The organism is Martelella alba (assembly GCF_006516955.1).
GTDB classification, from domain to species: Bacteria; Pseudomonadota; Alphaproteobacteria; order Rhizobiales; family Rhizobiaceae; genus Martelella; species Martelella alba.
Genome location: NZ_VHLG01000001.1, coordinates 747,180 through 759,663, shown reverse-complemented (window position 1 = coordinate 759,663; position 12,484 = coordinate 747,180). Strand labels below are relative to the sequence as shown.

Annotated in this window: 9 protein-coding genes; 4 read left to right on the top strand and 5 right to left on the bottom strand. The window is 58.5% G+C overall.

Annotated features, from left to right (window positions below):
* Nucleotides 1–398 precede the first annotated feature (398 nt).
* The 3 genes from FJU08_RS03405 to prfB all read left to right on the top strand — a co-directional run bounded on the left by FJU08_RS03405 (nt 399) and on the right by prfB (nt 5,525).
* Nucleotides 399–1,580, top strand: coding sequence for an N-acetylmuramoyl-L-alanine amidase (locus FJU08_RS03405; RefSeq protein ID WP_181409730.1), 1,182 nt, complete (start codon nt 399–401; stop codon nt 1,578–1,580).
* 278 nt (nt 1,581–1,858) lie between these two features.
* Nucleotides 1,859–4,270, top strand: coding sequence for a penicillin-binding protein 1A (locus FJU08_RS03400; protein WP_141147606.1), 2,412 nt, complete (start codon nt 1,859–1,861; stop codon nt 4,268–4,270).
* A 123-nt stretch (nt 4,271–4,393) separates the two neighbouring features.
* A protein-coding gene (gene prfB / locus FJU08_RS03395) for a peptide chain release factor 2 (protein WP_141147547.1) occupies nt 4,394–5,525 on the top strand; the annotation gives its coding sequence in 2 pieces (ribosomal slippage) (nt 4,394–4,462 and nt 4,464–5,525; 1,131 coding nt in all).
* Nucleotides 5,526–5,629: 104 nt separating this feature from the next.
* Here prfB and FJU08_RS03390 read toward each other — a convergent pair.
* The 5 genes from FJU08_RS03390 to FJU08_RS03370 form a co-directional block, all read right to left on the bottom strand.
* A complete protein-coding gene (locus tag FJU08_RS03390) occupies nt 5,630–6,823 on the bottom strand; it encodes a lytic murein transglycosylase (protein WP_141147546.1) in 1,194 nt (397 codons plus the stop codon).
* A gap of 104 nt (nt 6,824–6,927) precedes the next feature.
* Nucleotides 6,928–7,587: a class I SAM-dependent methyltransferase gene (locus FJU08_RS03385; protein ID WP_235890559.1), complete on the bottom strand. Its 660-nt coding sequence runs from the start codon at nt 7,585–7,587 to the stop codon at nt 6,928–6,930.
* Nucleotides 7,584–8,825, bottom strand: a complete 1,242-nt coding sequence (locus tag FJU08_RS03380) for a BtaA family protein (RefSeq protein ID WP_141147545.1) — start codon at nt 8,823–8,825, stop codon at nt 7,584–7,586. Before FJU08_RS03380 ends, FJU08_RS03385 begins: the two co-directional genes overlap by 4 nt.
* Nucleotides 8,826–8,971: 146 nt before the next feature.
* Nucleotides 8,972–9,604 (bottom strand): hypothetical protein, encoded by a 633-nt coding sequence (locus FJU08_RS03375; RefSeq protein WP_141147544.1) that lies wholly within the window; start codon nt 9,602–9,604, stop codon nt 8,972–8,974.
* A gap of 51 nt (nt 9,605–9,655) precedes the next feature.
* Nucleotides 9,656–10,870 (bottom strand): pyrophosphate--fructose-6-phosphate 1-phosphotransferase, encoded by a 1,215-nt coding sequence (locus FJU08_RS03370; RefSeq protein WP_141147543.1) that lies wholly within the window; start codon nt 10,868–10,870, stop codon nt 9,656–9,658.
* 488 nt (nt 10,871–11,358) lie between these two features.
* On the opposite strand from FJU08_RS03370, the gene FJU08_RS03365 reads away from it, so the two are divergent.
* Nucleotides 11,359–12,459 carry a GGDEF domain-containing protein gene (locus FJU08_RS03365; RefSeq protein ID WP_141147542.1) on the top strand — a complete coding sequence of 367 codons (1,101 nt, stop codon included), beginning with the start codon at nt 11,359–11,361 and terminating at the stop codon, nt 12,457–12,459.
* Nucleotides 12,460–12,484: the final 25 nt, after the last annotated feature.

Sequence of the window (12,484 nt, the reverse complement as noted above, 5' to 3'; positions counted from 1 at the left end):
TCTCCTGGCAGCCGTTACGCGGACCTATCCCGTCTACACGCTTCGCCTAATCTGCATTTCTATGTTTTTCACGCAACAATTTCAAGAAAAAAGCCTGTTGATCGAAATGTTTGACCGACCGGTGGTGAAATCACCGCGTGCATTGCGGCCAAAAATGCGGTTGCGGCCGGAAAATCGCCGCTTTCATTCTGCAAGGCAACATGCCAAGAGATAAGTATTTTGAATTTATATTCAATGCAATTACAAGGCGAACCTCCTGTCTTGTGCGACGATCTGCGAAGGAAATAATGGGCGAAAGCAGAAGCAGAAAAACAGCAAGCGCTGTTGGCAAAACGGCACACGGTTTCATTGTGCGCGCTGTCATGATGGTGATGGCCTTGCTTTGCTTGACATTTGTCATGAATACGGAGCGTGGCGAGGCCGCAGACGCGACGCAGAAAACGCCGTTGATTGCCTATAACGGGCTGCTTGTCGGCGACGATGCCCGCGCGCGACTGGTGGTTGATTTCGACCGGGAGCCGAGTTTCAGCTACCGCTACGTCGCCAATCCCGACCGGGTGATTATATCGCTGCCGCCGACGGCTTTCGGCTTTCCCGATGGTGCACTCAATCCACGCGGCCTGATTTCCGATATTCGCTATGGTTCGACGCCGGAGGGCGGCGCCCGCATCGTGCTCACCGGTGCGAGGGCAATGAAGCTGACCCTTGGTGAAGTGCGCAAGTCAGAGACTGACGGGTTCCGCCTTGTCATCGATCTCGCCATGATCACGGATGACCAGTTTTCCACACTTTTGGCTGATCAGTTGCAGAAGCAGGCAGATGAAGGTGCGGCGGCACTGTCGTCAGAGACCGTCAGCGATCCGGCGGTCATTCCGCGGCAGAATGACGATTTTCTCGTTGCCGTTGATGCCGGCCATGGCGGTATCGACAATGGTGCCATGGGCGAGGATACCCACACGCCCGAAAAAGTCATCACTCTGGCCTTTGCCAAGGCCTTCGCCGCGCGTCTGAAGCAGGAGAGTGGCTATGATGCTTTTTTGACGCGCGACAAGGATGAGTATCTCACGCTGTCACAACGTGTCGAGATCGCCCGTCAGCATGATGCAGATCTGTTCATTTCCTTTCATGCCGATTCGCTCACCCAGCAGCCGGAGATTTCCGGTGCCACGGTCTACACGATTTCCGACAGGGCATCGGACCGGCTGGCGGCTGCCATGGCGCGGCGTGAAAACCTTTCCGATTCCATCGCCGGTATTCCCAGCACGAACGAGCCCGAGGCGGTGACCGATATTCTTCTCGATCTGACGCGGCGCGAGACCCAGAATTTTTCCATCGATTTCGCCGACAAGATTGTGGATTCGTTCAACGGCCAGATCGGGCTGATCAACAATCCGCACCGCTATGCCGGCTTTCAGGTGCTCAGGGCGCCGGATATTCCGTCAGTGCTGCTTGAGATTGGATTTTTGTCCAATCCAGATGATGAAAAGCGCATGCAGGACCCTGCCTGGCGGACATTGCTGGTGGATCGCCTTGTAAAAGCTGTCAAACAATATCACGAAACAACTATGTCCGGTGGTTGAGGTCAGAGTCGCAGGAATGCAACAAAAAGTAATGGAGTGTACTCTATTGCTATCATGACTATTGTCCGGCGTCGTAAAATGCCCACAATCATCGTAAATTGCCAGTAAGGTGTTTCCTTCGCAAGGAAGCAGCGCTATCTGCGCAGTGATCTGTGGGCGTCGATGAGGGCGCCTGGGCCTGAGACGGGCATGCCGGCTGCGACGCGGCGAAAAACAGGATATTGACTAAAGTGGGTGTATTCAAATTCATCGGTTATCTCTTCGGACTGGCCTGTGTCATGTTCCTCGTCGTGGCGCTTGGCGTTGCGCTTTATCTGGGCCGGGTCGCCAAGGATCTGCCGGATTATGAGGTTCTGAGCCAGTATGCACCACCGGTCACCACCCGCATCTATGCCGAAAATGGTGACCTGATGACCGAATATGCGCATGAGCGTCGCCTGTTCCTGCCGATCGATGCGATTCCGATGCGTGTGCGCGGGTCGTTCCTGTCGGCGGAAGACAAGAATTTCTACACCCATCCCGGTATTGACGTTGTTGGTCTGACCCGCGCTGTTCTCACCAATATCAAGAATATTGGCAGCGGCCGGCGTCCGGTCGGCGCCTCCACTATCACCCAGCAGGTTGCCAAGAACTTTCTTCTGTCCTCCGACCAGACCATCGAGCGCAAGGTCAAGGAGGCGATCCTGTCCTTCCGCATTGAGCAGGCCTATTCCAAGGACAAGATCCTCGAACTTTACCTCAACGAGGTTTATTTCGGCATGAATGCCTATGGCATTGCCGATGCGGCGCTGACCTATTTCGACAAGCCCGTTTCTGATCTGACGATCGCTGAAAGCGCCTATCTGGCTGCCGTGTTGAAAGGCCCCGCCAATTACGATCCCTACCGTCATCCCGATGCCGCGCTGGAGCGTCGCAACTGGGTCATCGATCGCATGGCTGAAAATGGCTATATTACCGATGAGGAGGCCGATGAGGCCAAGCAGCAGCCGCTGGGTGTGGTGAGTTCACATGACAATGGCGCGGTTGCCGGTGATGAATATTATGCCGAGGCCGTCCGCCGCGATCTTCTCGAAAAATACGGGGAAAAGACGCTTTATGAGGGCGGGCTTTCTGTTCGAACCTCGCTTGATCCGCAGATGCAGGAATTTGCCAACAAGGCGTTGCGCGACGGACTGGTCAAGTATGACGAGAAGGCGGGCTTCCAGAAGCCGGTCGATCATATCGACACCGCTGGCGACTGGGGCATTCCGCTTTCGAAAATCGCGCCGCTATGGGATGTGCCGGAATGGAAGCTGGCCGTTGTGCTCGGCGTTGACGACAAGGGTGTCGATATCGGCATTCGCCCGCCGATCAACGCTGGCAACAAGGTCGACACAGCGCGTGTGACGGGGCGTATCAGCGCCGACGACATGAAGTGGGCCTACCGTTTCCAGGAAAAGGGCAAAAAGAACGCCAAGAGCCCTGCAGGCGTGCTGGAACCCGGCGACGTCATCTATGTTGAACCCGTCGGTGATACGGGCGATGCCTATCGTCTGCGTCAGATCCCCAAGGTGCAGGGCGGTCTTGTTGCCATGGACCCGCAGACGGGCCGCGTTCTGGCAATGTCGGGTGGTTTCGCCTTTTCCAAGAGCCAGTTCAACCGCGCGACCCAGGCGATGCGTCAGCCGGGCTCCTCGTTCAAGCCGATCGTCTATTCGGCCGCTCTTGATAACGGGTATACACCCGCATCGGTGGTCATGGATGCGCCGATCGAGATCGAATCGGGCGGTGAAATCTGGAAGCCGCAGAATTACGGCGGCGATTTTTCCGGTCCGCAGACGCTGCGCACCGGTATTGAAAAGTCGAAGAACCTGATGACCGTGCGGCTGGCCAATGACCTTGGCATGGATGTTGTTGCCGACTATGCCGAACGCTTCGGTATCTACGATCATATGGAGCCGGTTCTGGCTATGGCGCTTGGTTCGGGCGAAACCACGGTCATGCGTATGGTCTCGGCCTATTCGGTGATCGCCAATGGCGGCAAGCAGGTCACGCCGACGCTGATTGACCGTATTCAGGACCGCTATGGCGAAACGATCTTCCAGCATGAGGACCGCCAGTGCATGGATTGCAATGCGGCGCAGTGGACCGGGCAGGATGAACCTGTGCTTGTCGATACGCGCGAGCAGGTTCTCGATCCCATGACCGCCTATCAGATTACTACCATGATGGAAGGCGTGATCCAGCGCGGTACCGGTGCGACCGCCGTTCATCTTGATCGGCCGGTTGCCGGCAAGACCGGGACCACCAATGATGAAAAGGATGCCTGGTTCGTCGGTTTCACGCCCAATCTCGTTGCTGGTCTTTATGTCGGTTTTGACCAGCCGGCCCCGCTTGGCCATTTGGGAACCGGCGGCAGTCTGGCCGCGCCGATTTTCAACGAATTCATGACGGATGCATTGAAGCAGCTGCCGGTGGAAAACTTCATTGAGCCGGAGGGCATGCTCAATATTGCTGTCAATCGCCAGACCGGTATGGCGGCCAATCCGGGTGATGCCGGTGCGATTGTTGAAGCCTTCAAGCCTGGCACGGGCCCGGCGCAGTCGCTCGACGTTATCGATATGGCTGGCTATGTGCCGCCGGAACAGATCCTCAAGGATTCCGGCCAGGCCAACAAGGCAATCTCGACCGGCGCCAGCGGCCTCTACTGACATTTGACGGTTTGATCTCGGACTCCTTCTGCCATCCTGCATGGCGGGAGGGGTTTACAGATTGGCCGCCGAACCTTATTTCACCACCGAAACCATTGAACGCCAGCACGAGAAAAGAGAATCATGCGCGCGGAAATCATATCTGTAGTCGACGAAACCAAGCAGGCAATCGCCCTGCTGAGGAGGCATCTTTGACTGGGATCAGGCAATCAAACGACTGGATTGGCTGAATAACAAGGCCGAAGATCCGAGCATCTGGGACGACGCCCAGGAAGCCCAGAAGCTGATGCGTGAGCGCCAGCTGCTGGAAGAAGGCATCTCTGCCGTCCGCCGGATAGAGAGCGAACTTGCCGATAATGTCGAGCTCATAGAAATGGGCGAGGCTGAGGATGATCAGGATGTCGTCACCGAGGCAGAAGGTGCACTGCGCCATCTGCTGGCCGATGCGGCGCGTCAGCAGGTCGAGGCGATGCTTTCCGGCGAAGCCGACAGCAATGATACCTATGTCGAAGTCCATTCCGGTGCCGGTGGTACGGAAAGTCAGGACTGGGCCAATATGCTGCTCAGGATGTATATCCGCTGGGCAGAGCGTCAGGGCTACAAGGTCGATGTCATGGAAGTCCATGATGGCGAAGAGGCTGGAATCAAATCTGCGACGATTCTCGTCAAGGGTCACAATGCCTATGGCTGGATGAAAACCGAATCGGGCGTTCACCGCCTGGTGCGTATCTCGCCCTATGACAGCAATGCCCGCCGTCATACCTCGTTTTCTTCGGTCTGGGTCTATCCGGTCGTCGATGACTCGATCAATATCGAGATCAATGAAAGCGACTGCCGCATCGACACTTACCGTGCTTCTGGTGCTGGCGGCCAGCATGTCAACACGACCGATTCGGCGGTGCGCATCACCCATATTCCGACCGGGATCGTGGTGCAGTGCCAGCAGGAACGTTCGCAGCACAAGAACCGTGCCAAGGCCTGGGACATGCTGCGCGCGCGAATGTACGAAGCCGAGCTGCAGAAGCGTGAGGACGCTGCCAACAAGGAAGCTGCCTCCAAGACCGATATTGGCTGGGGGCACCAGATCCGTTCCTATGTTCTCCAGCCCTACCAGCTGGTCAAGGATCTGCGCACCGGTGTTGAAAGCACGAGCCCGTCCGATGTGCTGGACGGTGCTGTCAGCCCCTTCATGGAGGCGGCGCTGGCCCACCGCATCGAAGGCGGTGCAGGCTCCGACATCGAGGATATCGACTGATCATGAGACGCCTCCTTCGGGAGGCGTTTTGCATTGTGAGGCAAAGGCAGATAGCAAAACGCGCGGTCCGGGGGCCGCGCGTTCTTTTGTTTGCTGGCCTTGGCTCAGTAGGCGTTCAGCAATGCGGATGTCGGCCAGCCATCGGCAGGCAGGCCGAGGCGGGCCTGTTCCTGACGCACGGCATCACGCGTGCCGGAACCGAGGATGCCGTCGATGGCCCCGACGTCGTATCCCTTGGCTGCGAGGATCGACTGAAGTTTCTTCATCTGCGCGTCCGAAAGACCAGGTTCCGGCTTGCCGGCGCTATAGGCGGGCGCACCCTGAAAGCGGGTGGCAAAATAGGCGACCGAGGTCGTATAGATGAAGGACTGGTTCCACTGCAGATAGACATTGAAATTCGGATAAGCCAGGAAAGCCGGTCCGTAGCGGCCCTGCGGCAGCAGCAGTGCTGTGGGCAGGCCGCCGAATTTGGTATTGCCATCGCGCGGTGTGACGCCCAGCTTGAACCAGTCACCGGCGCTGAGGCCGCCGCCAAATCCGGTCTTGTCCCAGGGCAGGTTCTGCGGCAGGGTCACTTCCTGGATCCAGGGTTCACCGGCGCGCCAGCCGAGGCTTTTCAGATAGTTGGCCGCCGTCAGCAGCGCATCGGGCGCGCTCTGCTTGACCCGGACATGGCCATCGCCATCCCCATCCACGCCGAATTCGATAATGTCGCGCGGCAGCATCTGCACCTGGCCGAGTTCGCCAGCCCAGGCGCCCGTTTCTGTTGACGGATCAAAATCGCCGTGCTGGGTCATTTCAACGAGGGCGAGAAGCTGCGGCCGGAAAATTTCGGGACGGCGGCAATCATGGGAGAGAGTGACAAGGGCATCGCGGGTGTTGAAATTGCCCTGAACGGCGCCGAAATCGGTTTCCATGGCCCAAAATGCGGTCAAAACGCCTGGCGGGACGCCGAATTCGCGGTTCGCACGGTCAAAGGTGCTGGCATATTTCTGGATCAGCTGCTTGCCCTTGGTCAGGCGTGCCTGGCTGGCCGTGCGGGACGAGAATTCAAGAAAGGTCTGTTTGAACACGCCCTGGGCGCGGTCCATACTCAGTACCTTGCTGTTGATCGATGCGCCTGAAAGGGTTGCATCCGCTGCAGCGGGCGACAGGCCCATGGCAACGGCCTCGGCCTTCACGCCGGACAGGAAGGTGGGAAGAGGGGCGCCGCACTGGTTTGCGGCAAGCGCCGAGCCAGCGGCGAAAGTCGAAAGTCCGGCCGCCAGAAGCAAGGCCCGGGTATGGTTCGAAAGCATCAATGTCTCCTCAACGCTGCTTCGTGGGGCGGCGGAACGCGCTGCCACATGGCTGCAGAGCCTAGCCCGCACAGCCTAAGCTTTCATTAAGAGGCGGAATGCGTTCAATTCATGGGAGAGGGCCGGCGCAACACTGCAAGCCAGGCATATCCACGGTTTATTGCGCGAAATTCCAGGCTGGCGTGGTGGTGAATGGCGGTCTGTTTCAGCACGGCCTCGAGATTTCGGCGCGGCGTCACATGAAACCTGTCAAGCCAGGCGGTCAGGCCATGGTGAAACCAGCGCGGCAGTTGTTCCTGCTGACCGAAATCGACGATGTGAAGCGCGCCGCCCGGCAGCAGAGCTTCCATGCCGCGTTCGATGGCCAGCTCCCAGTCCGGGATCATTGAAAGCGCATAGGCGATCATGATGCGGTCAAAGCCCGGGCGGCCAAAGTCGCTGGCTTGAAAGGCGGTTGCATCACCTGTTCTAAACCGTGGGGGGGCGCTGCTGTGCCTGAATGTGTGCCTTGCAGATGCCAGCATTTCCTCAGAAATATCGAGACCGTAGAGTTCTGCGCCCGCAAAGCGCTGCGATGCGCGCCTGAGATTTCGGCCCGTGCCGCAGCCGAGTTCGAGAAGGCTCATGCCGGGCTGGAGAGCGAGCCCGTCGATCATCCGGTCACGGCCGAACAGGTAATATTTGCGGGTCAGGTCGTAAATGTGGCGCTGATAGCGATACATCGCATCCATGGCTGCGGCATGGCTTGCCGTCGCCCCGCTCATGCGACGTTCCGCTCATAGATATGGAAGCCGCCATAGATCGCCGAGCGATCGAGCATGCCGAGCTCTTCCGACGTTTTCACGAGATAGGACCAGCGGGCATCGATCTCGCCAGGCAGCCGTCCCTTGATCACGCTTTCGGCTGCGGCGGTGCGGAAGATCACCCGTGCTGACGGACGCGCCGTCCGGTCGATTTCGCGCCAGAGTGCCTGAAGCTGATCGTCATTCATCCAGTCCTGGGCATCGAGCAGAACATAGCGGTCAATCGAATTCACATTCTTGCCGGCCAGGAAATCGGTGAAATTGACGTGATTGACCGTGACCCGGCGGGCGTGATTGCGGATATCGTCAAAAGCCTCCCGCTGGAGATAGATCGGCATGGCGCAGGTCCGATCATCGGGATAGCGCCGTGCAAAGGCCTGCCAGGCAAAATAGTTCTCGCGCAGCGGAAACTGGCAGGCGAGCTTCTCCAGACGCTGTCGCAGAACCGGCGCCAGCGTGCCATCGGTGCTTTCACGGGCCAGTTCGTCATATTGGCGCGGCGGAATGCCTAGCCCGAAAAGTGAGGCCTTGCGTGCCGTCGACCAGCGGATCAGCGGCTTGTCGAACAGCGGTGCGATATGCTCATCAAAGAAGCGCCGCTGTTCGCGCAGCGAGCGGGTCTCCGTCAGATCGGCGATCCTGACGCCGTAAAGCCGGGCGACCACATGGCCGGCGCCGATGAAATGACCGAGCAGGCCGGTGCGATAGATATTGCGCTCGAAAACGGTGATGCGGCGGCGTCCAAGCCCGTCACGCCCATCCCAGTAACGTCGGGTTTCCGGGTCAAGATGCGGGGCGATGTAGCGGTCATAGTCGGAAGCACTGCCCTTTTCCCCATTACCGAACAGACGCAGCACGGCGGCGTGGTCGGGCAGGTGGCGGAAGGCTGCAAGCTTCAGCCGGTTGAGCGCGATGTGATGCGGATTGAGGTCAACGACGTCGATCCGCTCCGGCGCGCGGGTAAGGTAGGCGAGCATGTTGCAGCCGCCTGAGCCGATGGTAACGATATGGTGGTGGCTCTCAAGCGCCATGGCCGCGATATCGACGGCGGGATCTTCCCATATCTGCGGATAGACAAGGCCGGAAAACATCAGCCCGAACAGACGTTCTGACAGTCCGTCCCGCGATAGTGGCTTGTGTTGGAGAAGCGATTTGTCGAGTGGCCGCTTGTGTCCGGCCCCGGTCTCTTGTGCCTTCATGCGGTAATGCCCCATCTTTCGCAAAGCGCGGTCAGACCTCACGCGGCGCTGTTGAACACTTGCCAGCGTCCGCCGGTTTTCCCGTGGTTAATCGCGCTTTGCAAAAGCTTGATGACAAAAGGCTGTGAAGAGGGAGAAGGGCAGATCTAGGCCGCGTTGCGGCGGAACCGGGCCGAGACACGCGGCAGTCCGGAGGACAGGAGTTTTTCAATACGCTCCTTGCGCGCAAGACTGCGCGGGCGTGCGAATAATGTCAAAAGCTGATGGGAAAACAGGGTGTATGCAGCAAGAACAATCACCATCACAGCCAGGGTGATCAGCCCGAATGAAAGACCGGCTTCACGCGTCATCGGTGCGGCGGGTACGACAAGTGCGACGAGGGAAAGGCCAAGCAGGAATTCGGTCGAAAAGCGGGTTCTGGCGAGGATGAAACGCAGAATACCGGTGATTGACCGCTCGGGCATATTGTCATTGTCGGCCAGCGCCAGCGGCTTTCGCATGGCAAGCAGACGCTTCAATAGACTGACAAGCAGGAAAGCGCCGGCAACATATCTCGCCAGCATCAATCCATCCGGCATGGCAGCGACAAACAGCGAGGCCACGCCGATACCGACCGCGATTGTGGAAAGCCGGACAATAAGCACGACAACGCTTACCGGCAGGCTCACACGGAACCCACGTTCAGACTGGAAGCGCGCGACGTCAACGACATCGCGCGAGGGCAGGGCGGCTATCACCAAGAGCAACAGGGCGAAAGCAGCCAGGGCTTGAGGCGTCAAAGCTTGCTCCTCCATCGCGTCCGGACATAAAAGCGCCGGGCCACGTAAAGGTCAATCGGCAGGTGAAAAATCCTGGCCGATTTCGGCCATAACATCACCGAACCATGGCGTCGTCAGGTCGAAGTGTCCGCCGCCCTTGATGCGCGGAAACTCGATCGCTCTCAGCCGGCCGTTGTTTTCCACATCATGCCCGGTCACGCCGGAAATGCCTTCCATGGCGCTTTCGACGGCGAGGTCGACCATGGAATGGATGAGCCTCAGATCATCGCTGTTGGCAGGTGCTGAGCGGGCGAAATAGCCGGATTTCTGCACCAAAGCGCGTTCGGCGCCGAGAATTGCGGCGAACTGCTTGGCGAACCAGTCACCGACATTGATCTTGTCGAGCTTGACGTGGCCGAAGGCGTCGCGGGTCACCTCAGCGCCGGCGGCTTCGCGCTCGGCTACAATGGCATCAAGGCAGGCGCCTTCCGAGACAAACAGCGAAACCGTACCGTTTTCAGCCATCACCTTTTTCAGCCGGTCGGCTTCCTTTTGCAGATCGAAGGCCATTTCCGGCAGATACACACCGTCGATCATCTTCAGCGCCGGGCCCATCAGCATGCCATCGACATATTCCACCGGGCGGATACGATCGAGATAGGCGCGGGCGGTGGCAGCGGTCAGCCAGCCGCAATTCCGGCCCATAACCTCGTGCACCACCAGCGTTCCCGGCGAAGCGCTCTGTTCGTTGGAGACATTGTCGAAGAACTGCGCACCATATTCGGCTGCAGTCCAGGCGCCGAGCGTCTGGCGGATCGGCTTGACGTCGTTGTCGACCGTCTTCGGCAGGCCGACAACGGTCAGGTCATAGCCGTTTTCCTTCAGATAGGCAGCAAGATCGGCAGCCGTGGTATTGGTGTCGTCGCCACCGATCGTGTGCAAAATGGTGATGCCGTCTTTTGCAAGGCGCTCTGCGGCCACTTGCAGCGGCACCTCGCCCTCTTGAACCAGGCCGCGCTTGACGCAGTCTTTCACATTGGTGAGCTTGACGCGGCTGTTGCCAATCGGTGAACCGCCGAATTTGTGCAGGAGATGCGCCTTTTCCCGCATGGCGGCGGTGATGGCGAGGCTGTCACCGGTCAGAAGCCCGGCATAGCCGGATCGGTAGGCGATGATCTCGGTTTCGGGAGAGAGGTCGGAATAACGTTCGATCAGCCCACCGACAGCGGATGAGAGACAGGGGGCAAGCCCTCCGGCGGTGAGCATGGCGACCTTGTGCTTCGTCATTGGTTCCCTTCCTCGAAACAATGTTCGATCATCCGTCAAATCTGCGACATGGATGCGACAGGCGTTGGCCTTTGTAAAGCGCAAAGCCGAATAAAATCTGCTGTTTGACAGCGCTATTTGATGCTTTCGGGTGATCGGCGCTGTTCAAATCGATTTGGTCTACTGCCTTTGTTGCGGGCACCTGTTCGTTTGCGCCAAAGGCATATACCAAAAGTATATTGACGCTACTAATTCTCGGGGCCATCACTTTAGGCCAGAGAAGGCGCAGCATAAAATGCGCGCTCGCATGGCAGGCAACGGTTTTCCGGAAGGAACCATCTTCAGTCGAAATCGGCTGAAATTGCGGTTTGGGAGGTTAATCTGATGTGGGAGGAAGTGTGGGCCGGTCGTATCCGTTGTGCCGGTTCAGTCCCGTCGGGCGAAGGGGCGCTTTTTCAGGCCGTTGCGGCGCGAAGCAGCTTCAGACTTGAAGATAGGGAGGGCGTTTCATGACTCGCTTTCTTGATGTGATTTCACCTCTCGTCTCCGGACTTGGGCTTGCCGCACTGGTGGTGCTGGCGTTCAGTCTTCTGCTGCGCAATTCCAGTCAGAAAAGGCCGAACGGCCTGGTTCTTGGCCTGCTATTCGGTTTTGGCGCCATGGCCGCCATGGTTTATCCGGCGATCTATTCACCGGGCATACTGATCGATACGCGCGCCGTCATGCTGGTTCTGGCTGCGCCTTTTGGCGGGCCTCTGGCGGCCTTTGTCAGCATGGCGATGGCAGCGCTGACACGGCTTTATGTCGGGGGATCCGGCCTTTATGCAGGCCTGCTCGGGATTGCCGTTTCCGGCGGTGTCGGCCTTGCCTATCGCTATGGTCTGAACAACCGGCTGGATCTGCGCGGCCTTGTGAACCTTGGTCTGCTGACGCCCGTTTATCTTTTGGCCTTTGCGCTATTGCCCAGGGACGTGGCCGCCGCCGCACTTGTCTCGACCGGGCCCCATGTCGTGGTGCTTAATTTTGCCGGTGTGGTTCTTCTCGGTTCGGCGCTGGCCTACGAATTGAACCATCATGATCGCCTTATCGCGCTTCAGGCCGCGGCGGAACGCGATCCCCTGACCAAACTTGCCAATCGCCGGGCGCTGGAGGCTTTCAGTCACACCAGCGCGCTGCATCTGGGATCGGGCGGTGAAGGTTATGCGGCCGTGATGTTCGATCTGGATCATTTCAAGACGGTCAACGACACGTTTGGACATGATGCCGGTGATATCGTTTTGAGTGAGGTCGCCACTGCCATCCGCAGCAATGTCCGCCACAGCGACTTCGTCGTGCGTTATGGCGGTGAGGAAATCCTTGTCGTTCTGCCGGGTGCGAGTGCCGAAGGCGCTTACGGGCTGGCGGAGACCGTGCGCCGGAAAATTGCCGCCCTGGCCATCGCCTATCACGAGCAAAGTATCAAAATCACCGTGAGCGCCGGTGTTGCCTGTTCTTCCGAGCGCTGCGGTGATCTCGATGCGGTCATCAAAAAGGCGGATGAGGCGCTTTACAGAGCCAAATCAGCCGGCCGGAACAGATCCGAAATCTTCTACCATACACGCGCAGCATGACAGCGCTTTCATGGTGCAAGGACTG